The following is a 26,112-nucleotide window of genomic DNA, read 5'->3' as shown; positions in this document are numbered from 1 at the left end:
ATAATTAAAATTTTTTATTTAATTTTGCAACCCTGTTTAGAAGCAGCTAATTAAGTAACAATCAATAAAATATGGCTAAACAAGCCTCAATTGAACAAGACGGAGTAATAAGAGAAGCATTATCCAATGCGATGTTCCGGGTAGAACTCGAGAACGGGCATGAGATTATTGCGCATATTTCAGGAAAGATGCGGATGCACTACATCAAAATCCTTCCTGGAGATAAAGTTAAATTGGAAATGTCTCCTTATGATTTAACAAAAGGACGCATTACTTATAGATACAAATAAAATGAAAGTTAGATCATCAATTAAAAAACGTAGCGCTGATTGTAAGATTATTCGCCGTAAAGGAAAACTTTACGTAATCAACAAGAAAAATCCTAAATACAAGCAACGTCAGGGGTAATTAAGAATATTGTAATCAACCGCACAACGGTGGCCCGCCGTTCGGAATTACTTCAAAACATCAATAAATATGGCAAGGATTTCAGGTATTGATTTACCAAGAAACAAAAGAGGAGAGATTGGTTTAACCTATATCTATGGTATTGGTAGAACAACTGCACAACGTATTTTAACTACTGCAGGAATCGATTTGAACAAAAAAGTACAAGACTGGTCTGATGATGAGTTATCAGCAATCCGTACAATGATTAACGATGAGATTAAAGTAGAAGGTGCTTTACGCTCAGAGGTTCAATTAAACATCAAACGTTTAATGGATATCGGTTGTTACCGCGGTTTACGTCACAGAAAAGGTTTACCTTCTCGTGGTCAGCGTACTAAAAATAACTCACGTACTCGTAAGGGTAAGAGAAAAACAGTTGCTAACAAGAAAAAAGCTACTAAATAGAAATTGATAGATATGAGATGTGAGATTTTAGATGTGAGTACCATGTCTTTAAAATCTGCTCAAATCTGGAATAAAAGAGAAAATTAGGGTACTGAGTATCGGGGTAGAGAAAGTCTCATATCTCAAGTCTCATATCTAGAATCTAAAAGATAAAATGGCTAAAAGTAAAAAAGTAACAAAAAAACGTATCGTTGTAATTGAGCCTGTTGGTCAGGCCCACATCAATGCTACCTTCAACAACATCATCGTTACCTTAACAAACAACAACGGACAGACTATTTCATGGTCTTCTGCTGGTAAAATGGGCTTTAAAGGTTCTAAAAAGAACACGCCGTATGCAGCTGGTCAAGCAGCTTCAGATTGCGGTAAAGTTGCGTTTGATTTAGGTTTACGTAAAGTTGAAGTATTTGTAAAAGGTCCGGGTTCAGGTCGTGAGTCTGCAATCAGAACTTTGCAAGTAGCAGGTATCGAAGTAACGTCTATTAAAGATATTACTCCACTTCCTCACAACGGATGTCGTCCTCCTAAAAAGAGAAGAGTTTAATTAATTTTAAAGCTAAGAATCTCCAGTTACAGGCTGGATGATACTTTAAAACAGAAAAAAATGGCAAGATATACAGGCCCAAAATCAAAAATTGCACGTAAATTCAGAGAACCAATCTTCGGTCCTGATAAAGTGTTAGACAGAAAAAATTATCCTCCTGGGCAACATGGCTCATCAAAAAGAAGAGGAAAACAATCTGAATATGCTATCCAGTTAATGGAGAAACAAAAAGTAAAATATACTTATGGTGTATTAGAAAAACAATTCAGTAACTTGTTTAAAAAAGCATCTTCACGTGCTGGTATTACCGGTGATAACTTACTTCAGTTATTAGAAGCGCGTTTAGATAACACAGTTTACCGTTTAGGTATTTCAACAACCCGTTCTGGTGCACGCCAGTTAGTTAGCCATAAACACGTTACTGTGAATGGTGAAGTTGTAAATATCCCTTCATATCAGTTAAAAGCTGGTGATGTGGTTGCGGTTCGTGAAAAATCTAAATCTTTAGAATCAATTAGTAACTCAGTTGCAGGTAGAACGATTAATAAGTTTGCTTGGTTAGAGTGGAATGCTAGTGAATTAACTGGTAAATTCTTAACCTACCCTCAACGTGATGAAATTCCTGAAAACATCAAGGAAAATTTAATCATCGAGTTGTACTCAAAGTAATAAATGAGCTAGTTAATTACCTCAATGGGGTAATTAACTTTTTTCATGTTACTATATATTCAATAACGAATTTAAAAAAATATAAATGGCAATTTTAGCATTTCAGAAACCAGACAAAGTGATCATGCAGAAATCAACTGATTTCGATGGCACATTTGAATTTCGTCCTTTAGAGCCCGGTTTCGGTGTAACAATTGGTAATGCCTTAAGAAGAATTTTACTTTCTTCGTTAGAAGGTTATGCTATTACTACTATTCGTTTTTCAGGCGTTTCTCACGAATTTTCTACCATGAAAGGTGTTGTAGAAGATTTAACTGATATTATCTTAAACTTAAAACAAGTTCGTTTTAAGAAAACAGGTGATTCAGGAGATTCTGAAAAAGTTTTCATCATCGTTAATGGTCAAGACCAGTTTAAAGCTGGTGATATCACTAAATTCTCTAACAACTTTACAGTTTTAAACCCTGAGCATGTAATTTGCAATATGGATAAATCTGTTACTTTGGAAGTGGAATTAACCATCAATAAAGGACGTGGTTATGTACCTGCTGAAGAAAATAAAGTTGCTGATGCTGTTGTAGGTGTAATCGCAATCGATTCGATTTATACTCCAATGAAAAATGTAAAATACACGATCGAAAACTTTCGTGTTGAGCAAAAAACGGATTATGAAAAATTGGTTTTAGATATCTCTACTGACGGTTCAATTCATCCAGAAGAGGCATTAAAAGAAGCGGCTAAGATCCTTATCCAGCACTTTATGTTATTCTCTGATGAGAATTTAGTATTAGAATCTCAAGCAAAAGAAGAAACTAAAGAAGTAGACGAGGAAATTTTACACATGCGTAAAATCCTTAAAACTGAATTAGTAGATATGGATCTTTCAGTTAGAGCATTAAACTGCTTAAAAGCTGCTGATATCCGTACTTTAGCTGATTTAGTTTCTTACGATGTTGCTGATATGTTAAAATTCAGAAACTTCGGTAAAAAATCTTTAACAGAGATCCAAGAATTAGTAAAATCGAAAGGTTTATCATTTGGTATGAACCTGTCTAAATTTAAATTAGACGAAGAATAATTCAGTTTTCAGTTAACAGTTTTCAAATTGAAAATTGGATATTGAACATTGAGAATTAAATATTAGTTCACGGTGTATAATTCCCTCTGAGACAGAGACGGTATACACTTAATCAAAAAACAATGAGACACGGTAAAAAAGTAAACCACTTAGGTAGAACCGACAGCCACAGAAAAGCGATGTTAGCTAATATGGCAACATCACTAATTAAAGCAAAAAGAATTACAACAACTTTAGCTAAAGCTAAAGCTTTACGTACTTATGTTGAGCCATTAATCACTAAAGCGAAAAATGACACTACTCACTCACGTCGTACAGTTTTCTCTTACCTACAAGATAAAGAAGTAATCACTATTTTGTTCCGCGAAGTGGCTGAGAAAGTTGCTAACCGTCCAGGTGGTTACACTCGTATCATTAAATTAAACAATCGTCAGGGTGATAATGCTGAGATGGCTTTAATTGAATTGGTAGATTACAATACAGTTTACGGTAAAGATGTAGAAGTTAAAGAAGAGAAGAAAACAACTCGTCGTGGTAGAAGCAAAGCTGCTGCGCCTAAAGCTATTGAAGCGAAAGCTGAGGTTGTTGAAGAAGTTGCTCCTGCTGAAGAAGCTCCTGCTACTGAAGAACCAAAAGGAGAATAATTTTATTCACCTTAAGATTAAGAAAGTCCTGTTCGAAAGAGCAGGACTTTTTTGTTTTCTTGTTATTCTGAACGGAGTGAAGAATCTTTAAGTATGAAATCTCAATCTGAATAAAGAAATAGAACCTAGCTTGGTTAAGCACTTTAGCATATCACCTTTCTGTGGCAACAGGAAAAGGATTCTTTACTGCGTTTAGAATGATACCACTAATGAACCAAATAAACAAACGTTTGTCTCATTTTTTCATTACATGGCTTTATTGTAATAAGCTATGCATAAATTAGCCTCAAACAAATTAAAAAATGAAATTTAGGCTTTTTCTATTGCTCTGTCTTTTCGGGCAGCTATCTCTTAATGCTCAAATATTAAAATATACTAATGGTAATAATGCATGGAATCCAGACTCGTTAGGTAACCACCGTGTTGTTGTACAATTTGATGGAACCAATAAAATAGCACGTACCAAAATTGATTGGCGTAGGAGGGATGAACATCCAGAATTAAAAGGAATCATCGTTCAAGATGCAAACGGTAAAACTGTTTCAGCTGTGGGCACAGATAAATTGACGAGAGAAAGTGCTGATGTTTATTTCGAAGCACCGGGTTCAGGAAAATATTATGTGTATTATCTCGCTTATAAAAATGAAGGTAGAAGTAATTATCCGAAAGGCGTTTATTTAAAAGCCAAACAGGCTGACCAAACATGGTTAACAGCTGCAAAACGGGTTAAAGTGAATGCTTTTGCTGTCGAAATCCAATCTGTTGATGCTTTCAACTCTTTCTACCCGATGGAAATTATTGCAACTGGTAAAGAAACAGCCGCAATAAAGGCCAAATATGCTTCAGCAGCTTTTATCGTTTTTCCAGAAGACAGGATGTTCCCGATCAAAATGCAGAATGATTTACCTTATCGTTGGGTACAAAAAGGAGCTATAAATACTTTTACAGGCTCGGCGAGTAAAGGTGAAAATTATGCTTTTCAACTGGGGGTATTTGCGCTGAAAGATTTGAAAAATGTAGCGGTTAACTTCGGCGATTTAAAAACAGTAACAGGAAAAGTAATTTCTTCAAAATATATCAATTGTTTAAACACCAATGGAACAAGTTATGACAACAAACCTTTGGTTGAAACGGTAAATGTAGCCTCTGGAAAAATTCAGCCGATGTGGATTACGGTCGATATTCCTAAAAATACGACAGCGGGCACATATACAGGTAATTTTACAGTTAAAGCCAATGGAAAATCGAAAATAATAACAGCTAAAATTACAGTAGGGAACGAAGTACTAGCCGATGCTGGTGTAGGAACTCCAGATAAACAGACGCGCTTAACCTGGTTAAATTCTACTTTGGCACAAGCGAATACGGTTGTAGCGCCATATACGCCACTAACGGTTGATGGGAATGTAATCTCGCTTTTAGGCAGAAAGTTCGAAATTAATACAGACGGTTTTCCCAAGCAGATTCAAACATTCTTTAATGCTGAGATGACGGCTTATAGCGAAAAACCTAATAATATCCTGGCTGAACCTATCCATTTTCATTTTTTTAATACCCCGAAAACGCAAGAGAAATTTTCACCGGGTAAATTTCAAATTACGAGTAAAGAAGCCGGAACGGTAAAGTGGACTGCCACGAATACTTCCGAAAACCTCAAAATTGATTTAGAAGGTACTTTAGAGTTTGATGGTTATGTGCATTACGTAGTTAAAGTTACCGCGCTAAAAGATGTCGATTTCAGCAATGTCGATTTTCATATCCCTTTTGATAAAGGTTCAACCAAGTATTTAATGGGGTTAGGGGAGAAAGGTGGCATTAGACCCGATACTGTAAAATGGAAATGGGATGTAGCGAATAAAAATCAGGATGCCGTTTGGATCGGCAATGTAAATGCAGGCCTATATTACAATTTAAGAGATGAGAACTATATTCGTCCACTGAATACGAATTTCTACCTTCAGAAGCCTTTATTATTACCCAAATCGTGGGGTAATGGAGATAAAGGTGGTATCCAGATTAATGTGAAAGGCAGTTCGATGCTTGCCGATAACTTTACTGGAGCAAGAAGTATGAAAAAGGGAGATGTGTTATACTACAATTTCAATTTATTGATTACGCCTTTCCATTTACTTAATACCGATTTTCAATGGGATAACCGTTTCTATCATAAATATGGTGATTTAGATACAATCAAAGCTAAGGGTGCAACTGTAGTAAACATTCACCATGCCACTCCGATTAACCCTTGGATCAACTATCCATTTATCGAATGGAAAAAGATGAAAGATTATATTAGTCATGCACACTCGAAAGGTTTAAAAGTTAAAATTTACAATACTGTTCGCGAGCTTTCTAACCATGCATACGAATGGCCAGCTTTAAGAAGTTTAGGTACTGAAGTGTATTCTCCGGGCAAGGGTGGGGGCTTTAGCTGGTTGCAGGAACATTTAGATTCGAATTATATTGCGGCCTGGTTTGTACCAGAAATTAAAGATGCGGCCGTAATTAACAGCGGAATGAACCGCTGGCACAACTATTATGTAGAAGGAATGAATTGGTTGGTAAACAACGTTGGGATTGATGGTGTGTATCTGGATGATGTAGCCTTCGATCGGGTGACCATGAAGCGTATAAAACGCGTATTAACGCAAAATAGCCATCCTGGTATTATTGATCTGCATTCAGCAAATCAGTACAACAAAAGCGATGGCTTTAACAATAGCGCCATTTTATACATGGAACACTTCCCTTATCTGAACCGTTTATGGTTTGGTGAATACTTCGATTACCAGAAAAACAATCCGGATTTCTTTTTAACTGAAGTAAGTGGAATTCCTTTTGGATTAATGGGAGAGATGTTACAAGATGATGGAAACCCTTGGCGCGGTATGATTTATGGCATGACAAGTCGCTTGGGCTGGTCTGACAAAAGTGATCCAAAACCTTTATGGGCCGCTTGGGATAATTTTGGCATAAAAGGATCTGAGATGATCGGTTACTGGAGTGAAAACTGCCCGGTTAAAACCGATAATCCTAAAGTACTGGCGACAGTATATAAAAAACAGGGGAAAACGATGATTGCTTTAGCAAGTTGGGCAGAAGGAGATGTAAAGGTCAATTTAAAAATAGACTGGGCCAAACTGGGTTTAGATGCCGATAAAGTAAAAATAGCTGCACCTGCAATTGATAAGTTCCAAACTTCGGGAAGTTACCCTAATGGAAAATCGGTTCCGGTTGAAAAAGGAAAAGGTTTGATTTTGATTCTAGAGTAATATTTTATTGGGGTCACTCTGAACTTGTTTCAGGGTCTTACTCAGATTAGCAGATATTTATCCAAACGTAAAAGGTCAAGTTTTTTAACTTGACCTTTTACGTTTTATACTTTGTTATACCTTCACATTTTCCATCCCATACTGTTTCAGCACATCTGCGGGAACACCAGCCCATTGGTTTGGTGCATTACCTACATAACCAATATCTTTTACACCAATTTCTGTTGTGTAAAAGCCTGATGCAGTTAAGTTTCTCATTCTATTGAAAAAAGTTACCCCCGCCTGCATTTCTGGCCTGGCTTTTTTAGGGTAGGCAATTTCATCTACAATCGAAATCTGTTGATTCTCGGATGCTTCAACAAAAGGTTTCTGGAATTTATTGAAACAGTACACATCCAGCCATTTCAGGCCACCACGCATCGGTACTTGATGTTCAGGAATATCTTTTACTATAAATTCGATAAACTCTGGCACTTTAGCATCAGATGCACTGCCCGATACATCATCCTTAGGGATAATAATATCTGCCAAAACTGTAATCGTAGCCATTTCATGTTTCGTGAAAAAAGTTTCAGCTTTTAATTTCTTATCACGATCTATTTCCCATTGCTCTCTTCCTGCTTCTTTAGCACTTTCTTCCGGTGCTGCAGCTTCGGTTTTTGTTTCGGGTTGCTTACAGGCATCGAGCAGTACAGTTGTGCTTATGGCTGTTAAACCCAATGCTTTTAGTGAATCACGTCTGTTCATATGGCAATTCTTTAAATATTTTGTTTTTTCTTTTGAGCTAAAATATATTCGGCGGTACGCATTGATAGTGCCATGATAGTCCAGGTAGCATTTTTATCGCCTTGTTGAACAAATGGGCCCGCGTCAACCACAAATAGGTTCTTACAGTCATGTGCTTGGCAGTATTTGTTTAATGCCGATTTTTTAGGATCATCGCCCATTCTGATAGTTCCAACTTCGTGGATAATTTTTCCAGGGTTGAGCAATCCATAATTGGTATCTGCGCCCTGAATTTCGGAAGTAACTACGGCGCCCATTTCTTTCATAATTGAAAGAAAGGTTTCCTGCATATGTTTAGCCTGCAGAATCTCATCCTTGTCCCATTTGTAGTTAAATCTTAAAACGGGGATACCATATTTATCTACAGTATTCGGGTCGATTTCGCAATAGTTACTTTCTCTTGCAATTGCCGTACCACGGCCAGCCATGCCAACGCCAGTTCCATAAAATCGGCGATAATCATCTTTTAGTGATTTTCCATAACCTCCGGCTTCTTTCATTTTGCCATCTCTGCCAGGTACCATCCCGTTCATTTGGGCTACGCCACCACCAAAACCGTAAGCTGGCATGCCCATTCCACCCCAATATTCGATATGGTAACCACGTGGAAAATTCAATTTCCTGTTATCTAACCACCAGGGCGAATAGATATGCACACTGCCCAGTCCATCTTCGTTATAACGTTTTCTATCCATTAACTGTGGCAGAAAACCCGAAACACTTGCTCCGGTAGAATCGTGCAGGTATTTTCCAACTACACCACTACTATTAGCCAGGCCATTAGGATGTGAAGTTGATTTTGAATTCAATAAAATGCGTGCTGATTCGCAAGCACTGGCACCTAAAATGACCAGTTTGCCGTTTACCTGATATTCTTGTAAGTCTTTTCGGTTTACGTATGAAACGCCTTTTGCTGTACCATCTTTATCGGTAATTACTTCTCGCACCATGGCGTCGGTAATTACCGTAAGGTTGCCCGTTTTTACGGCAGGATTTACCAAACATGAAGAAGAAGAAAAATCGCCATAAACCTTGCAGCTCCTGCCGCACTGGCCACAGTAAAAACAAGGTGCACGGTCGCTGTTGTTGGGTAGAGCTTCGGTAAGCACCGAACCACGACCGGCAATTACTTTTACACCGGCTTTTTCAGCCCCTTTTTTAATGAATAGTTCATTTAAACGCGGTTTGGGTGGTTTCATGAAAATTCCATCGGGTTCGCTTTCGATCCCTTCAACAGTACCATAAATACCAATCATGCGGTCAACTTTATCATAAAATGGCTTTACATCCGCATAGGTAATAGGCCAGCTATCGGTTAAACCATCTTTAGGTTTAAAATCTTCAGGCCCCATGCGTAAGGAAATTCTTCCCCAGTGGTTGGTACGGCCGCCGAGCATACGCGAGCGGAACCATTCGAATTCGCTTTTGTTTTTCTGGGTATATGGTTCGCCTTCTAATTCCCAGCCTCCATAAGAAGCATCGAAATCTCCAAATGGACGCGTAGTACTGGCGCCACGACGAGGCGATTCCCAAGGCCATTTTAACTGGTGAGAATCTAATCTTGGATCGAAATTTTGACCAGCCTCGAGCATTAAAACCTTTTGACCTGCGTGCGCCAAAACATAGGCTGCCATGCCGCCACCAGCTCCAGAGCCAACAATAATGGCATCGTAAACGGTGGGCGATTTTTTTATCTGAAAGTCACTCATTGATTATGGTTAGGTGTTTTATATACTCTAATCTAAAGCTTAATTTTTTGAAAAAAAAGTGTTCGGCTATTTTGGAATCAATATAGATAATATTGCCCTTGCGTATTTCTAAATCGTATTACGTCAATATCGTATAAGTCGTTTTTTAGTGAAATAAGCCTTTGCATAGTCGCTCTATTGTTACATTATCATGAATATGTTCTGCTCCAGATAAACTTGATTATCTTTGTTGCTAAAATTTATCAATGCCAGTGCTAGAATATATAAAACAATTTACTGCGGTTTTAAAAGAAAGTGTTGATGCAGCAACTTTTGTAAAGGTATCTTTAGGGAACTACAAAGGTGAAGAAGAAGCATTAAAGCAAATTCTTATTCGCAAAGTTGTGATTAAACGTGAAGATAAACTGGCTTTTACTTATCGCTACAAAACACGCGATGTGGTGAAAAACTATACCGTTGATGAAGCGATAAATTTGATTTCTGATTATCTGAATAAGGGTTTTAAAATTGGTACTTTGTTTACCACAGAAAAGGATCTGATTTTGGAGGAACTGAACAATGGAAAGGTAGTGATGAGGGAAAACAAAGCTTCGAGCAAGGAGGCTCCATCCGGCAGTCATGATAAAGAAAAGACGAGGTTAATTAAGCCTGATGCGAAGTCATATTTAACGGAGTTGAAAATTACTGATACCGATGGTAAGGTTTTTAAAAATGCACAGGATAAATTCAGACAAATTAACCATTACATTGAAATTTTAAGTGCTTTAATTAAAGAACTGCCGGCAGGAACCGTAAAAAAGGTTGCCGATATGGGCTCTGGCAAGGGCTATTTAACTTTTGCATTGTACGATTACCTCCATTCGGTTTTAAAGTTGGAAACTGAGGTAGTTGGAGTAGAGTATAGGCAGGACATGGTGGATTTATGTAACCAGGTTGCGGTTAAATCTGATTTTTCTCAACTGAACTTTGTACAGGGAACGATTGAGGATTACAAAGCAGATAATGTAAACCTTTTAATTGCATTACATGCCTGCGATACGGCAACGGATGATGCTATTTTTAAGGGAATTAAAGCCAATGCCGAACTGATTGTAGTTGCGCCTTGTTGCCACAAACAAATACGCCGGGAAATTGAACAGCACAAAGTGAAAAATGATGTTTCTTTTTTAACTAAATATGGCATTTTCTTAGAACGCCAGGCTGAGATGGTTACCGATGGGATACGCGCTTTGATTTTAGAGTATTTTGGCTATAAAACCAAGGTTTTTGAGTTTATATCCGATGCGCATACGCCCAAGAATGTGCTTGTGGTGGGGATTAAGGGCAAAGTGCTAAGTGCAGAGCGAAAAACGGAGGTTTTGAAAAAAATTAAGGCGAGTAAAGAATATTTTGGGATTGGCTACCATCATTTAGAAAAATTGTTGGGGCTGTAGTTTAACCGCAAAGAGCACAAGGTTTTTCGCAAAGAAATGCAAAGCGATGACTAATTATATGATATGCCTATTGAGGTTATCTTCATTCTGAACTTGTTCAGAATCTATTATGCCAACCTTGGTGTTTTCGGCCGGTGAGGCACCGACCGATAGGATCAAATTTACAGATGCAATAAAATCAAGGCTACTAAAGCCGGTATCGACTGCACATAAAGAATTTTTTTACTGGCTGTAGCAGCACCGTAAATCCCTGCAATAATTACGCAGGTTAAAAAGAATATGGCTACATACAAGCGCCAGTGATGGTCGGTTATGCATAGCGACCATATTAAGCCTGCTGCTAAAAATCCATTGTACAAGCCCTGGTTAGCGGCCAATGTTTTGGTCGGACCAAATAAATCTTTTGGAATGGTTTTAAATACCTTGGGGGCTTTGGTTGTCCAGGCGAACATTTCTAGCCAAAGGATATAAATGTGAATAAGGGCAACAAGCCCGATCATGATTTGTGCTGCTACTTGCATTTTTTGATGATTATAAGGATTTTTAGGTTAAGTAGTTACAATGGATAAATGATTGCATAGATAAAATGATTAAACCGATTAACTTATGCGATAATAAAGATATAAAACTTTGAGGATTATTGTATGGGGTATGTTTTAACCCGTTAGTAGATTTTTTGCACTGGCCGCTGATAATTAAACCCGATAGGAGCGAACACGTAGTGCAACGAAGTAAAGCGTATAGCGGGGCTGGTATTTCCGAAGTATTACTGACATTCATTTTCATATTATTTTAAATAATTCATTCTGCTTTAGTCTTTGGTCGCCCCTTCATCGATCTGCCATCCCACATTTACCATACTCTTCTGTCATGCTGTCAGTAAACTCCAGCCTCTTTTTTTACATTTTATCAGTCTTTTACCGATATTTTCTGCCAAAAACCAATTGGCACAAGCATTGTTTAATAGCAGTAGAAATTATAATACTTTAAAAAGAGAAATTAAAAATACAATGGGAAAAATTATTGGAATAGACTTAGGAACAACAAACTCTTGCGTGAGTGTAATGGAGGGCAATGAGCCTGTAGTTATCGCAAACAGTGAGGGTAAACGTACTACACCGTCTATTGTTGCTTTTGCAGAAAACGGTGAGCGTAAAGTTGGCGAGCCTGCTAAACGTCAGGCTATAACCAACCCAACAAAAACGATATATTCGATTAAACGCTTTATGGGTAACAGCTACGATGAATGTGCTAAAGAAATTGCACGCGTACCTTATAAAGTAGTAAAAGGTGATAACAACACTCCACGTGTTGAAATCGACGACAGAAAATACACTCCACAGGAGATTTCTGCAATGATTTTGCAGAAAATGAAAAAAACTGCTGAAGATTTCTTGGGTCAGGAAGTAACTGAAGCGGTAATTACCGTACCAGCTTATTTTAACGATGCACAACGTCAGGCTACTAAAGAAGCAGGAGAAATTGCAGGTTTATCTGTAAAACGTATCATTAACGAGCCAACTGCGGCTGCTTTAGCTTATGGTTTAGATAAAGCACACAAAGACATGAAGATCGTTGTGTTCGACTGTGGTGGTGGTACACATGACGTTTCTGTATTGGAATTAGGTGATGGCGTTTTCGAAGTAAAATCTACTGACGGTGATACACACTTGGGTGGTGATGACTTTGACCACATTATTATCGACTGGTTAACTGAAGAGTTTAAAGCAGAAAACAACATGGACCTTTCTAAAGATCCAATGGCTTTACAACGTTTAAAAGAAGCTGCTGAGAAAGCTAAAATTGAGTTATCAAGCACAACTTCTACTGAAATCAACTTACCATACATTACTGCTGATGCTAGCGGCCCTAAACACTTAGTACGTACATTATCACGTGCTAAATTTGAGCAATTAGCTGATAGCTTAATCAAACGTACTATCGATCCTTGTAAATCTGCTTTGAAAAATGCTGGTTTAAGCACAGGCGATATCGACGAAATTATCCTGGTAGGGGGTTCTACACGTATCCCTGCTATTCAGGAAGCGGTTAAAGCTTTCTTCGGTAAAGAGCCAAGTAAAGGTGTTAATCCTGATGAGGTTGTAGCTATCGGTGCTGCTATTCAAGGTGGTGTATTAACTGGTGATGTGAAAGATGTATTGTTGTTAGACGTTACGCCTTTATCATTAGGTATCGAAACTATGGGTGGTGTAATGACTAAATTAATCGAGTCTAACACAACTATCCCAACTAAAAAATCGGAAACTTTCTCAACTGCAGCTGATAACCAGCCTTCAGTAGAAATCCATATTTTACAAGGTGAGCGTCCAATGGCTGCTCAAAACCGTACTATTGGCCGTTTCATTTTAGATGGTATTCCACCAGCACCTCGTGGTGTGCCTCAGGTAGAAGTATCGTTTGATATTGATGCCAATGGTATCTTACACGTAAGTGCTAAAGATAAGGCTACTGGTAAAGAGCAAAAAATCCGTATCGAAGCATCTTCAGGTTTAACTGATGCTGAGATCAAAAAAATGAAAGAAGAAGCTGAAGCTAATGCGGCAGATGATGCTAAACAGAAAGAAGAAGCGGATAAAATTAACGGAGCTGATGCTTTAATTTTCTCTACTGAGAAACAACTAAAAGAGTTTGGTGATAAATTATCTGCTGATAAAAAAGCACCAATCGAAGCTGGTTTAGAGAAATTGAAAGCAGCTCACTCAGCGCGTAACTTTGCAGATATCGATGCAGCTTCGGCTGAATTGCAAGCTGCATGGAATGTTGCTTCTGAAGAGATGTACAAAGCTGGCGAGCAGCCTCAAGGTGGCGAACAAGCACAAGCTGATGGTCAACCTCAAGGTGGTGGCGATAACGTTACTGACGTTGATTTTGAAGAAGTAAAAGAAGAGAAATAAGTCTTTGAGTCTTCAGCCCTGAGCGGAAAGCCTTGGGAAAGATAAAAATAAAAAGCGTCCCTGATTATTCAGGAACGCTTTTTTTGTGCGCTATAAACCTTGCAGGTTTTTAAAATCTGTGAGGTTTGAAATAATATTTTTTGTTTTTATGAAAACGAACGGTTCAGTACTTTTCTGGAACTTCAGCCCCGCCATGCGCTATAGCCCTCATGAAAAATTCGGGGCTGTCGCTGCTGTCGGGTTTAGGAAGGAGGGATTAGTGCTTTTCGGAGAGTTTTTATAGCGATCGCTACTTACACGTTCTTTAAATGTCTCATATGATCGAAAGATGTCAATTTGATTTTTTTCTATCAAATATAAAGACAATCCTTTCTGTTAGAAATCCGTAAAATAAACAGTTGAGCAATAATCCAACGAAGAAGAAGAAGGGCCCTTCAATAAACCTAAAGAATAAGGTATGTATAGGAAAGCGAAAAATGTAATATATTTTTGCCATCGCTTGTATTACAAAGTTATTTCCATCTGTACCTTCGTCAACAGCTGCGGCGGCAATGAGTGTTACAAAAGCGAAAACACAAAAAATGATCGTTGCAGAAATAAAAGAAAAAACTTTAAAACCATTTCTTTTCATCGCACTCATGTTCTTTTAGCTTGATAGTCTTTTGTATCAGAGAATTGTTAGACCAAATTCTCTTCAATAATATCCTGTAATTCTTTTTCGTTTACAGATATTTCATGCAATAGCTTAAATTGATTCTTGGCCCGATCTAAATTTTGCGTGGGGTAATTTGTAGGATAATAATTATTGCCACTTAAAAAATCGGTTAAAAAACGTAGTGCCTGCATATAAATTATATACTTACCAGAAAATAGAATAAGCTCTTTTTCTGTTTCTGTCAAAATACTTTTCATTTCTGATAAATAACCTTTTATCATCGCTTCGAAATAAGGCAAGCGTATTTTTATCTTATCCAGATCAGTCTCATTTTCTGAAAAGGCACATAGGTAAGTACGCATCATATCACCCAGATCAGAAATAAACTTGCCAGGCATAACGGTGTCCAGGTCAATTACGCAAATCCCCTCGTAGGTTTCATCATCCAGTAACACATTACTGATCTTGGTGTCGTGGTGCATTACCCGGTCTGGGAAATCTTTTCTATGTGAATAGGAAGTATAATAATCTAGGATATACTTGTGCGCTAAAGCACCTTCAATTTCTGATTTTGCCTGTTCTTTTAATGCTTCTACGATCTTGTTCAGTGCCAATGTAAACTGTTCGTACCTTAGGCCTAAATCGTGGAAGCCTGGAATTGTGGGTTGAAGCGTTTTCGCGTCAAAGTTATCTAACAGCCTGCTCAGTTTCCCAAATTGTTTAGCGGCTTCATAAGCTTGTTTTGGGTCGGCCAGCACATCTAATGAAATGGTATTGGGCACAAAGGGAAGCATCCGCCAATATTCATCGCGGATATGGGCCATTTCTTCACCATTGGTGGTGGAAACTGGCTTTATGAAAAGATATTCAGGGTAAGCAAAATTAAGATAGTCGGCAATTGCACGAAGATTATTTGCAATAGCTTGTGGTTGTTTAAAAACCGAGGTATTAATGTTTTGAAGAATATATTTTTTTTCTTCTGACAAAGGTGAAAGCAAATAAGTACGGTTAATTAAACCCGTACCTATTTGTGTAATTCTTGTGTTTTCTTTAGCGTATCCGTAGGCTTTTAAAACTTCGGAATCTAAATTTAGTTCCATAGTTTTTCTGGATATGTTCCGTTTTTAACCAATTGGTCAATACTATCCTGAACATACGGTTTATCTTCTTTATATGTTACACCGAACCATTTGTTAGAGGTTGGCACTACTTTAAAGCTTGCAATATTACTTTTTACAAGGTTCTCGCCAATTAATGGGATAAAGAATTCTGCCTTCGGTTTATCTTTGTTTGCTTCAGCAAACTCTCTGAACAATTCTTCCGTAATTTTGAAAACCGCTGGTGTAAATCCCCAGAAATTCATTGAAACCGGAGTTTCATAAGCTAAGGGAAATTCTTCGCCATTTTCTTCGTAAAAAATATTACCGTCTTTAGGATAAACTTTTGTACGTTCTATAATCTCTTCAAGATTGCCTGAAGCATCTACTTTGCAGACACCACGCGAAACCGCACCAAATTCTGATAAAGTTTTGCCAACCTCATAACCAATAATGGCATAGTTGCTGTCAGTCACCTCTGTAGTTAAGAAATCAACCATTTTTTTAAAGGCATCAAAACCATAGTAATCATCGGCGTTAATTACACAGAACGGTTCTTTAATTACGTTTCTTCCAGAAAGGATTGCATGTGCGGTACCCCAAGGTTTCTCCCTGTATATTTCTTCTTCTATGCCAAATTGTTTAAGATCGAAGTTTTGGAAAACATATTCTGTTTCAATTCTTCCCTCAAGTTTAGGCTCGAAAATGGCTTTGAATTCTTTTACAAATTCTTCTTTTATAATAAATACAACTTTGCCAAAGCCAGCATTAATTGCATCATATATTGAATAATCGATAATAGTTTCGCCGTTTGGGCCAAAACCATCAATTTGTTTCATACTTCCATAACGGCTTGCCATACCTGCAGCCAATATTAATAGGGTGGGTTTCATTTATTGTTATTTTTATTTTTGAGATTCTTGATTAAAAAATACTTTAATCATATCATATTCGTATTGCGAAAATAGTAATAGGCATTTGATCTTACTAGAAAGCGCTCCTTGTTTTAACCATATTTATTGCTCATTTAAATAATTTATTTGTGCCTGGACGGTAATTGAACAAATTGAGAGCAAAATGATTAGATATTTCATTATTCTATATAATTAAAATCCAAATAAACCACCACCGGTTTTTGAACGTGTTTTCTTTCCTGTAAGCATGCCAAATATACCTCTAACAATTTCTTTACCAATTTGACGGGTTATTGTTGCTCCCATTACCTGTTCAACAAGACTCTTTTCGCCCGGTTTAGGTTTGCTTTCTTGTTCTGCTTGTTTTTGAGCTTCAGCTGCCTGTTTTTCCTGCTCTGCTGCTGCAGTTTGCTCATTAATGCGTTTAGTTAAAATATCATAAGCACTTTCAGGATCGATTGGGTCTTTATATTTGGTGTACATTGGGCTGGCGTGAACAAGCTGATCGAAATCTGCTGCTGTAAGTGGCCCCATTACAGCCCTTGGCGGGGTAAGCATGGTAGCAGATACTTCCGTTGGAATACCTTTTTCATTTAATACGGTAACCAATGCCTGACCTGTTCCCAATGAGGTTAATATTTTATCGATCTCATAAAAATCTGATTTTGGATAGGTATTAACTGTTTTTTTCAAAGCATCTACATCATTTGGCGTAAATGCCCTTAATGCATGCTGTACACGGTTACCAAGTTGTCCTAAAACACTTTCAGGCACATCAGTAGGTGCCTGGGTACAGAAGAAAACACCAATTCCTTTCGAACGGATTAACCTGATGATAGTTTCAATCTGCTCTAAGAATGCTTTTGAAGAGTTTTTGAACAATAAATGCGCCTCATCAAAAAAGAAGACTAGTTTTGGCTTATCTAAATCGCCAACCTCAGGCATGGTATTAAATAACTCAGCCAGTAAGCTTAACAAAAATGTAGAATACAGTACAGGTTGATTTTGAACATCGGCAATGTTTAATAAACTTATGGTTCCTTTGCCATCAACACGTTCGAAGAGATCTTCAATATCAAAAGACTTTTCGCCAAACATACCTGCTAATCCCTGCTGCTCTATGGCTACAATTTTTCTTAATATAGTACCAGAAGTAGCAGTTGAAATGGTGCCATAACTGCTTTTTATTTCGGCTGCACCAGCACCTTCTGATAGATAAGAAACCAGTTTCTTTAAATCATTTAAATCAATAATAGGCATTTTGTTATCATCGGCATATTTGAATATTACTGCCATAACACCTGCCTGTGTATCGTTTAAATCTAACACTTTCGATAAAAGTGTTGGGCCGAACTCCAATACTGTTGCTCGCATCTGGGCACCCATTTTGCCCGAAAGCGAATAAATTTCGACAGGGAAACCAGAAGGAGAAAAAGGTTTGTTGAGCTGTTGCGCTCTTTCTTCTATTTTAGGATTAATAGAACCTGGTTGGTTTAAACCCGATAAATCGCCTTTTACATCCAACATAAAAACAGGAACGCCGGCATCTGACAGTTGCTCTGCTAATAATTGAAGGGTTCGTGTTTTACCTGTTCCAGTTGCCCCTGCAATTAAGCCGTGTCTGTTCATCATTTTTAAAGACAAATTAACCTCAGCTTCGCTATAAACCTGACCGTCTAAAATTCCGGCGCCTAAATAAATATATGAGCCTGTAGGAGCATAGGATGATTTTATTTTTTCGATGAATTTTGAAGAAAGATCACTCATTTTTTAAAATTAGATTGCCAATTTAAGAAACAAATCTTAAAAAGGTTGCTTTTTTGTTTCTAGTTTTGGTGCAAAAGTATGCACAAACGATTGTTTAATGATGCTGGTTAAATTGCTTATAATAATTTAGCTCGTTTTGTAGCGCGGTTATTTTTTCCTGCATCTGTTGTACCTGATTAAGCAGATGAGAAACAGCGTGGATGCCTTCTAAGTTGATTTCCAGATCTTGTGCCAAGCGAAGATACTGCTCCAATTTGGTCAATTCATCAACTGGCAAAAAGAGCGATTGTTTTTTAATTGTTGTATGGATCAGGCCAAAATCCTCCAACGATTGAATAAAGTTAATTTCCACATGGTGATAAGCACATATGTCTTCTACAGGTATTAGATTAGTTCCCATAATGGTTAGAATTTGGAAAGTTTTTCGAATAGTTCTTTTTGTTCGACGTTTAGATTGGTTGGTAGTTTTACCTGCCAATTGATGTATAAATCGCCAAACTGGTTTTCTTTTTTATAAACAGGAAAGCCTTTGCCTTTTAATCTTAAAGTTGCACCGGGCTGTGTACCTTCCGGTACTTTAAGTTTAACTTTGCCGTTTAAGGTTTCTACAATTTTTTCTCCACCTAATACAGCCTTATAAACATCTATTTCTTCCTGTATGTAGATATCGTTTCCTTTACGTTTAAATTTAGGATCATCCTTAATATTAAATTTGATAAATAAATCTCCTGGAGGGCCATTATTTACGCCAGGGGCACCATAACCGGGCAGTTTAATTTTCTGTCCGTTTTCTACACCTGCCGGGATAGTAATACGTACCTGTTTCCCATTTACCGTAAGTGTTTGCTTATGGGTAGTGTAGGCATCAAGTAAGTTTAGTTGCAAATCGGCATTATAATCCTGACCTTTAAAAGGAGAATTTCTACTGCTTCTACCTCCACCACCAAACATGGAAGAAAAGAATTCAGAAAAATCTTCGCCGCCAAAGCCTCCTGAGTAACTGCTGCCTCCACCATAACCGCCACCTTGCGATTGGTATTGCCTTTGCTGCTGTTGCTGGGCATCTAACTGATCGGCATGCTGCCAATCTTTACCATACTTGTCATATTTCTTCCGTTTCTCAGGATCACTTAAAACCTCATTGGCCTCATTAATTTGTTGAAATTTTTTATTGGCTTCTTCGTTGTTGGGGTTAAGATCGGGATGGTGTTTTCGGGCTAATTTTCTATAAGCTTTTTTAATATCCTCAGGTGTTGCGTCTTTTTTTAAATCGAGGATTTTATAATAGTCTATGTAGTCCATAATCGCTTAACAAATAAATAAAGGGAATGTTCAATTTTATTGTATAAATGTAGGTTTTATAATGGTTTATTTCAATGGAAATTGTCTTAACCATTTAGCAGGGTAGTTTGTTTATAGTTTGAGATGCTTTACCATTAAGAAATTAATTATATGTGCAGTCAGATGTTGCCATCTGACTGATTGATAAACAATAAAAAGTTAACTGTCTAAAATATTAACGCGGAAAGTATCAAATTGTCTTTCAGTATGGTTTCAGATACGAATATCTGACACCACGAGAAAAAAACTCGTTAAACAAAAAAAGTGCCCCGAACTGAGGCACTTTAATCGATAAAGGTAGAGAGAGATTATTTTTTGTTTTTTACATATTTTTCTAACCATTGGTCTTGCTCCCAAAGCATATGCAACAAGTTTTCTTTGCCACGGTAGCTGTGTGCTTCGTATGGTAAAAATACAAAACGGGTAGTACCACCAGCTCCTTTAATGGCGTTGAACAAGCGTTCGCTATTAATAGGAAAAGTACCCGGGTTATCGTCAGAATCGCCGTGGATGAGCAATATTGGCGTTTTAATTTTATCTGCATAACTGAAAGGGCTCATCTCGTAATATAACTGAGGTACTTGCCAGTATGTACGTTCTTCGTTTTGAAAACCAAATGGCGTAAGCGTACGGTTATAAGCTCCGCTACGTGCAATACCTGCACCAAAAAGATTGGTATGGGCCAATAGATTTGCGGTCATAAATGCGCCATAACTATGTCCTCCAACGGCCATACGTTTTTTATCGCCAACGCCCAATTCCGCTAATTTATTAATAGCGGCTTCAGCATTAAGCTGTAATTGATCTACAAAGGTATCGTTAGGTTTTTTACCATCTTTAGCTACAATTGGCATTTCTGCGTTATCTAAAACAGCATAACCACGGGTTACCCAGAAAATAGGAGAGGCCCAGCTAATGGTTGTAAATTTATCTTTCGAGCCTCTGATCTGTGCGGCATCAGCTGCAGAGTTAAATTCGCGTGGGTAAGCCCAAATTAATGTAGGCAATGGCCCGTCTTTATCTTTATCATATCCTTTAGGTAAATAAAGGTCGCCTGTTAAATCTACGCCATCAGCACGTTTGTAAGAAATTTTCTGTTTGGTAATGCCTTCTAAAGATGGATATGGATTGGTGAAATTAGTAATCGGTTGATCGGCTATGCGAAGTATCAGGTTTTTAATAAAGTAGTTAGGTGCTAATTTTTGACTCTCTTTACGGGTAAGTAAAACCAGTTTGTCAGGGTTAATCACCTCACTTACATATTCGAAGGTTCCTTCGGCGCTGCGCCAGATAATTTCGTTCTTTTTAGTCGTTAAATCGAATTTGGCTAAGAAAGGCAAATCTCCTTTTTCTGATGAACCTACCGCGTTATTCATTAACAGTTTAGTGCCATTGTCAACCGTTTTAATTACCTGCCTGCCATATTTGTTTTTTGTAGTAACAGGCGAACCTGGGTTACCGTAGGCATCTGTTTGGTTACGGCTGTACAATTCTTCTACTGCACCTGTTGTAGGGTTGTAACGGCTCACTTTGTTGGTTTGTTTGCTACGTAAACCTTCCATAATCAGGGCAAGGTTGGCATCGCCCCATTGTACACCACGGAAACGGGTAGTGGTTTTAAATAATTCTTTTTCTGACCCTGTAAAAGGTGCGCTTAGTGCATAAACTGCGTCATGAAAGGGAACATCTTTTTTAATTAATCCACTGTCTAATGGCTTGCTCCAAATCAGTGTAGCAGGTTCATCATCCCTCCAATTGAAACCACGTGGTACATTTTGCGTATTATCATAACCAGATGGGGTACCCTCTGATGAAGGTAACTCGGCAATAACTTTAATGGTTTTACCGGTTAAATCGGTAATGCTTATTGTGGATGGAAAACCGTTTGCCGTAACCAAGTAAGAAAAAGGTTTACGTATGGTTTCGATCATCATATAATTTTTATCTGGTGATAAACTTGTCGAACCATAAATGGCTGGTTTTCCAATGGCTGTTTCTATACCTGCTGTGTTTTTTACCAATTGTGAGGTTGCAAAAAACTCAAACAATTGTTCCTCAAATGGTGATTTAATTAGATCTTGAAAAGTGGCACTAGGTGCAGCTTTGCCTAAGTTTTGCTGAATAGTTGGTCCTTTAGGCATTAGTGGTTTTGTAGGTGCGGCGCTTGCTGGTTTCGTTATCGTGCGGTAAATAATGGTATTATCATTTAACCAGGTAAGGCCACTACCTAAAACTACATTTAAAAAAGCCTTATTGGTTTTAACTGCTTTTTTTGTAGCCAGATCAATGATATAAAGATCTACTCCTTTCTGCGTAGTATGGGTAAAGGCAATTTTGTTTTCCGATGGGTTCCAACTAATATTGCTGGCGTATAATGGTGTTGGCAATCCTGCAACCTGAAACGTTTGGTTGGATTTGATGTTTTTTAAACTAAGGTTGTTAATATAGGTTTGTCTGCTTGGCGAGTAGTTATTAGGATTTAACCTTAAGCCTGCAATTCTGTATTCAGGCATGGCCAGCTCTTCTACCGAAGGATAGGAGTTGCGCTCGCTAAATAAGATCCATTCTGCTTTGCCATCTATGCTTACACCGGGTGTTGGTTTGGCCAGTAATAAATCAGCAATTTCTTTTGGCGGTGTTTGGTAGCTTATTGCATCTTGTGCGGCCGAATTAAGCGAAATGCAAGCGCCTGCTATCAATAAATAAAAGTGTAGTTTTTTAATCATTTCCGGTTTTTTGTTCGAAATAAGGGATAATCAAATATTGTAAAATTTAAATTATTGCTGCGTAACTTCTTAGTGAGGCATTTATTTCTGTCATTCTGAATGGAACGGAAAATCTTTTATTGATTTATCTATCTGGTCTTCGACTCCGCTCAGACTGACAAATCGCTCTCAGAGATTTAACCGGAAAGCTTTGAGCATGAAAAAATTACAGCTTGTGCCGCATAAAAAACAGAGATATAGAGTTGAAAATATGGAATGTTAAATTTGTACTATAGTCCTCAGTCTTCTGTCTCCTCACTCTTCGGGCTTATGGATACAAACTACTAATCCTCGCGACAGAATTTGTAACCATTTCTTTTAATACCTCCACATTGATATCGCTCATTTTTTTTACATAAATACAGGCTTTGGCGGTTTTATGTTTACCGAACCTGGCCAGCAGTTCATCGCGGTTTTTAAACTGGGTAGAGAGATAAAGTGCAATGGCCTCTTTACGTGGCGAGAAACCAACAAGGGGAGCGTCACCTTCTCGGCCGCTTTCATATTTGTAATGGTAACTTCCAAAACCAACAATGGCATTTCCCCACATTTTCGCTTTAAAGCCTGTGGTTTGGCTTAGCATATCCGACAGGTTAAAACAATCGGCTCTTTTATTTTCGTCAGGAATGGTATTTAAAAATGCTGGAACGCTTAAATCGTTTTCTGTAGTTTTATTCTGTGCCATATCTTTTTTTATTATGAATATAAAAGTTTAATAAAATAATTTCAATTTTGGTAACAATTGTATTTAAAATGAGACGTTATTTGTTGAAAAAAGTAAGGTTCAAATGGCCTGTTTTTGAGGTTGTTTACAATAATTTGTTAATGTAGCTTGACAAATGTCAAAAAAATAGCCCCTTTTACACAACCTTTTACACTTATTCTTACATTTGAATTGTCAATCGTCCCCGATAGCTGATTTAATTATTTTTTTCATTTTTTAAAAATTAATTATCTCAATGACAACACAACAACTAAAACAAGGAGAAATTCTTGAGCGCTTAGTGCGCAGAGATCGCATGGGCATCAGTGAGCTTTCGAGGAAGCTTCATGTAAGCCGCAGAACAATTTACAACTGGTTTGGTCAAGACAGAATTGGGCATGAAGTAATTTGGCAGGTAGGCAAGTTATTAGGTCAGGATCTTTCTTCTGCATTTCCAGAAGCTTTCCCTAAGTACAGCCCCGAATCCGTCAATCAAACTGCAGATCCTGGTAAGCAAATCGGTTCGGATAATAATTCTGTGTATTTCTGGATGAATAAATATATTCATCTGTTAGAAAAATACAACGACCTTCTAATTACAGAAGAGCATCAAGAGCTCGATCCAATTAATAAGGAGTTTCCACTTAGAAATAAAAAATCTGAAACATTTTTATATCAATAAACCTAACTTTTAACCAAGATAAATACGATAAATCATCCCGTTAGATTTTTCTATCCCCATTAAATGGGTTATTTGTTTTAAAAATAATCGCATATAACAAAATAGCCACCTGTGCGATGGCTATTGATAAGAAGGATACTGTCCTCTCTATGGTGTGCCTGCCCTCCGCGGATCTCCCGCTCACAGGACTTTTTTATCTTTCTTTTATGCTTAACAATTTAGGCAATAGTTGGTTTTTATTCGCAAAATAATTTTGCACATCGTGTGGAAAATGTTAATATCTCAGAAAGTGGATCACTAGCTATCTACATCATCGTATGCTAAATAGTTAAATGCATTTTTTTGTATAAAACTTTTTCACTCCTATACTGTTTGAGATCTGACCGCTGATTCGTTATTTATATCGTTTTTGGCAAATTATCAAACATTAGGTTATGGTCGAATTGAATAAAGCGCTTTTTTGTAATCTTGGCGACCGTTCTGTTGATGGTTATTTTATTTTTAACTGCACGGCGCAAAATTTCTCGTACCTCAATAAATCTATCAGTAATATCTGGGAACTCGGCCTCGATGAAATTATGGCCAATCCACGATTACTGGCAGAGCAAGTACACACTGAAGATTTGACACATGTAATATCCTGTTACCAAGAATGCGTTGAAGAAGATGGTACAGAGAAAAAATATGAATTCCGTTTGCTTTTTGCTGATAGAGAGAAATATGTGCGGGTAATTGTTTTTGTAGTTGCAGATGGAGGCGTAAAGTATTTAGTAGGTACGGTAGAAGATACTACGGTAATGCGCCATAATAAAATCCATATCGAACAAATAAATGCCCGGAAAAACATAACCTTAGAGGTATTGGCGCATGATTTAAAAGAACCACTTGGCATGATGAAATTAACAGCTTCATCAATGGAAGATGGTATAGCACAAACGGGTGATGAACAAATGATGAATTCATTAGCCTTTATTAAGGAGATGTGCGAACGTAATCTGCTTCTGGTACGCAGCATGATTAACCGCGAGTTTTTAAAATCATCGATCGTAGAAATTGGCAAGGAACGGGCTGATTTGGTTTGGGAACTTAGAGATGTGGTTCGTTTTTATAAACGATCGAAGCTAGGTAAAATGAAGAACATTAAATTTACAAGCGCTGCTGAACATATTTATCTGCGCCTTGATAGTATGAAGTTTTTGCAGGTCATAAATAACCTAATCTCGAACGCAATAAAATTTACTGCCGATTATGGAAATATTACTTTACATGCCGAAGAATATGAAAGTACCGTTTTAATTACGGTGGCTGATGATGGGATCGGAATTCCGGAAGAGCTACAAGCGGGGCTTTTTAACCATTTGCCGGAAACGTTAAGACCAGGCCTTAAGGGTGAAGAATCGGGAGGGTTTGGTATGGGCATAATCAAGGCCATTGTTGACTTACATCAGGGAAAAATCTGGTTTAAGAGCAAAATCGGTGTTGGAACCACCTTCTATATCGAGCTACCTAAGTAGCCGTTTTTAATTTTAAAATGGCGTAAGTTATATTTGAATTATGATTAACATTATTCTTGCCGATGATCACCACATTATACGGGCCTCACTTAAAGTACTTATAGAAAAACACGAAGGCATCAAAGTTGTTGCGGAAGTATCAGACGGTTTAGCGGTTTTGGAGCTTCTGGAAAAGGGAGTAAAAGCTGATATCATTTTATCAGATATTGTAATGCCAAGGCTTGATGGGATAGCCTTAGCCAGTACTATTAAAGAGCGTGGATACACCACAAAGGTAGTTGCTTTGTCTATTTTAGATGATGAAAAGTATGCGTCAAATTCCTTTATATCAGGAGTTTCTGCTTACTTGTCGAAAGATATTGAAGAAGATGAATTGCTGTTTTGCCTAAAGCATGTAATGAAAGGAAAACGGTACCTTTCTTCTAATTTATGCATTTCCATTTTAGAGCGTTTTAATACTGAGTTGAATATGCTTTCGCGAAAAATGAATACCGAAATTAACTTTTCAGAGCGCGAAATTAACGTGTTAAAACTTATTGCTGATGGGTTGACGAATCAAGAAATAGCTGATAAACTGTACTTAAGCAGGCGAACTGTAGAGAGCCAAAGAGAAGCTTTAATTAGCAAAAGCGGCACAAAAAACTCTGCATCTTTAGTTCGTTTTGCCATGCGAAATGGTTATGTAAGCTAGTATTTTTGGTCGTTTTATGGTGCTTTTTAGGGTATTTTAAATAAACCGTAAAAAATCGCGTATTTCTACAAATAACAT

Annotated in this window: 24 protein-coding genes; 13 read left to right on the top strand and 11 right to left on the bottom strand. The window is 37.6% G+C overall.

Annotated features, from left to right (window positions below):
- Window positions 1–71 precede the first annotated feature (71 nt).
- From infA to FHT21_RS22615, 8 genes are all read left to right on the top strand, one after another.
- Window positions 72–290, top strand: coding sequence for a translation initiation factor IF-1 (gene infA, locus FHT21_RS22650; protein ID WP_010599888.1), 219 nt, complete (start codon window positions 72–74; stop codon window positions 288–290).
- 1 nt (window position 291) lies between these two features.
- The gene (rpmJ, locus tag FHT21_RS22645; RefSeq protein ID WP_010599887.1) at window positions 292–408 is read left to right on the top strand and encodes a 50S ribosomal protein L36; all 117 of its coding nucleotides are present in this window, start codon (window positions 292–294) and stop codon (window positions 406–408) included.
- A 69-nt stretch (window positions 409–477) separates the two neighbouring features.
- Window positions 478–855 carry a 30S ribosomal protein S13 gene (gene rpsM / locus FHT21_RS22640; protein ID WP_010599886.1) on the top strand — a complete coding sequence of 126 codons (378 nt, stop codon included), beginning with the start codon at window positions 478–480 and terminating at the stop codon, window positions 853–855.
- 154 nt (window positions 856–1,009) lie between these two features.
- Window positions 1,010–1,399 carry a 30S ribosomal protein S11 gene (gene rpsK, locus FHT21_RS22635; RefSeq protein ID WP_010599885.1) on the top strand — a complete coding sequence of 130 codons (390 nt, stop codon included), beginning with the start codon at window positions 1,010–1,012 and terminating at the stop codon, window positions 1,397–1,399.
- Window positions 1,400–1,459: 60 nt separating this feature from the next.
- Window positions 1,460–2,068: a 30S ribosomal protein S4 gene (gene rpsD, locus FHT21_RS22630; protein WP_029282720.1), complete on the top strand. Its 609-nt coding sequence runs from the start codon at window positions 1,460–1,462 to the stop codon at window positions 2,066–2,068.
- A gap of 85 nt (window positions 2,069–2,153) precedes the next feature.
- Window positions 2,154–3,146, top strand: a complete 993-nt coding sequence (locus FHT21_RS22625; protein ID WP_025145205.1) for a DNA-directed RNA polymerase subunit alpha — start codon at window positions 2,154–2,156, stop codon at window positions 3,144–3,146.
- Window positions 3,147–3,268: 122 nt separating this feature from the next.
- Window positions 3,269–3,790: a 50S ribosomal protein L17 gene (gene rplQ, locus FHT21_RS22620; RefSeq protein WP_167296997.1), complete on the top strand. Its 522-nt coding sequence runs from the start codon at window positions 3,269–3,271 to the stop codon at window positions 3,788–3,790.
- Window positions 3,791–4,092: 302 nt separating this feature from the next.
- Window positions 4,093–7,062 (top strand): glycoside hydrolase domain-containing protein, encoded by a 2,970-nt coding sequence (locus FHT21_RS22615; RefSeq protein WP_167296996.1) that lies wholly within the window; start codon window positions 4,093–4,095, stop codon window positions 7,060–7,062.
- 114 nt (window positions 7,063–7,176) lie between these two features.
- Here FHT21_RS22615 and FHT21_RS22610 read toward each other — a convergent pair whose 3' ends face one another.
- Together FHT21_RS22610 and FHT21_RS22605 are read right to left on the bottom strand one after the other, a co-directional pair.
- Entirely contained in the window at window positions 7,177–7,809 is a 633-nt protein-coding gene (locus FHT21_RS22610; protein ID WP_167296995.1) for a gluconate 2-dehydrogenase subunit 3 family protein, read from the bottom strand.
- An 11-nt stretch (window positions 7,810–7,820) separates the two neighbouring features.
- Window positions 7,821–9,557 carry a GMC family oxidoreductase gene (locus tag FHT21_RS22605; RefSeq protein ID WP_167296994.1) on the bottom strand — a complete coding sequence of 579 codons (1,737 nt, stop codon included), beginning with the start codon at window positions 9,555–9,557 and terminating at the stop codon, window positions 7,821–7,823.
- 245 nt (window positions 9,558–9,802) lie between these two features.
- Between FHT21_RS22605 and FHT21_RS22600 the strand changes: the two genes are divergently transcribed.
- Window positions 9,803–10,990 carry an SAM-dependent methyltransferase gene (locus FHT21_RS22600; protein ID WP_167296993.1) on the top strand — a complete coding sequence of 396 codons (1,188 nt, stop codon included), beginning with the start codon at window positions 9,803–9,805 and terminating at the stop codon, window positions 10,988–10,990.
- A gap of 161 nt (window positions 10,991–11,151) precedes the next feature.
- Here the strand turns inward: FHT21_RS22600 and FHT21_RS22595 are convergent, their stop codons facing one another.
- Window positions 11,152–11,511, bottom strand: a complete 360-nt coding sequence (locus FHT21_RS22595; RefSeq protein ID WP_167296992.1) for a DUF1304 domain-containing protein — start codon at window positions 11,509–11,511, stop codon at window positions 11,152–11,154.
- Window positions 11,512–12,000: 489 nt separating this feature from the next.
- Between FHT21_RS22595 and dnaK the strand changes: the two genes are divergently transcribed.
- On the top strand, window positions 12,001–13,905 hold the full coding sequence (gene dnaK / locus FHT21_RS22590; RefSeq protein WP_167296991.1) for a molecular chaperone DnaK: 1,905 nt from the start codon (window positions 12,001–12,003) through the stop codon (window positions 13,903–13,905).
- A gap of 331 nt (window positions 13,906–14,236) precedes the next feature.
- On the opposite strand, the gene FHT21_RS22585 is transcribed toward dnaK, so the two are convergent.
- The 8 genes from FHT21_RS22585 to FHT21_RS22550 all read right to left on the bottom strand — a co-directional run bounded on the left by FHT21_RS22585 (window position 14,237) and on the right by FHT21_RS22550 (window position 23,129).
- On the bottom strand, window positions 14,237–14,536 hold the full coding sequence (locus FHT21_RS22585) for a hypothetical protein (RefSeq protein ID WP_167296990.1): 300 nt from the start codon (window positions 14,534–14,536) through the stop codon (window positions 14,237–14,239).
- Between the two features lie 47 nt (window positions 14,537–14,583).
- Entirely contained in the window at window positions 14,584–15,660 is a 1,077-nt protein-coding gene (locus FHT21_RS22580; RefSeq protein WP_167296989.1) for an aminoglycoside phosphotransferase family protein, read from the bottom strand.
- Window positions 15,651–16,550: a sugar phosphate nucleotidyltransferase gene (locus tag FHT21_RS22575; protein WP_167296988.1), complete on the bottom strand. Its 900-nt coding sequence runs from the start codon at window positions 16,548–16,550 to the stop codon at window positions 15,651–15,653. The genes FHT21_RS22580 and FHT21_RS22575 overlap by 10 nt, the downstream gene beginning before the upstream one ends.
- A gap of 213 nt (window positions 16,551–16,763) precedes the next feature.
- A complete protein-coding gene (locus FHT21_RS22570; RefSeq protein ID WP_167296987.1) occupies window positions 16,764–18,338 on the bottom strand; it encodes a helicase HerA-like domain-containing protein in 1,575 nt (524 codons plus the stop codon).
- 94 nt (window positions 18,339–18,432) lie between these two features.
- The gene (locus FHT21_RS22565; protein ID WP_167296986.1) at window positions 18,433–18,738 is read right to left on the bottom strand and encodes a chaperone modulator CbpM; all 306 of its coding nucleotides are present in this window, start codon (window positions 18,736–18,738) and stop codon (window positions 18,433–18,435) included.
- A gap of 5 nt (window positions 18,739–18,743) precedes the next feature.
- Entirely contained in the window at window positions 18,744–19,640 is an 897-nt protein-coding gene (locus tag FHT21_RS22560; protein WP_167296985.1) for a J domain-containing protein, read from the bottom strand.
- Window positions 19,641–19,987: 347 nt separating this feature from the next.
- Window positions 19,988–22,405 (bottom strand): prolyl oligopeptidase family serine peptidase, encoded by a 2,418-nt coding sequence (locus FHT21_RS22555; RefSeq protein ID WP_167296984.1) that lies wholly within the window; start codon window positions 22,403–22,405, stop codon window positions 19,988–19,990.
- 307 nt (window positions 22,406–22,712) lie between these two features.
- Complete coding sequence (locus FHT21_RS22550) at window positions 22,713–23,129, bottom strand: DUF1801 domain-containing protein (protein WP_167296983.1); 417 nt, start codon at window positions 23,127–23,129, stop codon at window positions 22,713–22,715.
- 274 nt (window positions 23,130–23,403) lie between these two features.
- On the opposite strand from FHT21_RS22550, the gene FHT21_RS22545 reads away from it, so the two are divergent.
- From FHT21_RS22545 to FHT21_RS22535, 3 genes are all read left to right on the top strand, one after another.
- A complete protein-coding gene (locus FHT21_RS22545; protein WP_167296982.1) occupies window positions 23,404–23,829 on the top strand; it encodes a bacteriophage CI repressor in 426 nt (141 codons plus the stop codon).
- A 434-nt stretch (window positions 23,830–24,263) separates the two neighbouring features.
- Complete coding sequence (locus FHT21_RS22540; RefSeq protein ID WP_167296981.1) at window positions 24,264–25,343, top strand: PAS domain-containing sensor histidine kinase; 1,080 nt, start codon at window positions 24,264–24,266, stop codon at window positions 25,341–25,343.
- A 40-nt stretch (window positions 25,344–25,383) separates the two neighbouring features.
- A complete protein-coding gene (locus FHT21_RS22535) occupies window positions 25,384–26,034 on the top strand; it encodes a response regulator transcription factor (RefSeq protein WP_167296980.1) in 651 nt (216 codons plus the stop codon).
- Window positions 26,035–26,112: the final 78 nt, after the last annotated feature.

The sequence above is a fragment of the Pedobacter sp. SG908 genome (genome assembly GCF_011759615.1).
GTDB lineage: Bacteria > Bacteroidota > Bacteroidia > Sphingobacteriales > Sphingobacteriaceae > Pedobacter > Pedobacter riviphilus.
Note: the sequence above shows the minus strand (reverse complement) of the source record. Positions and strands in the feature narration are given on the sequence as shown.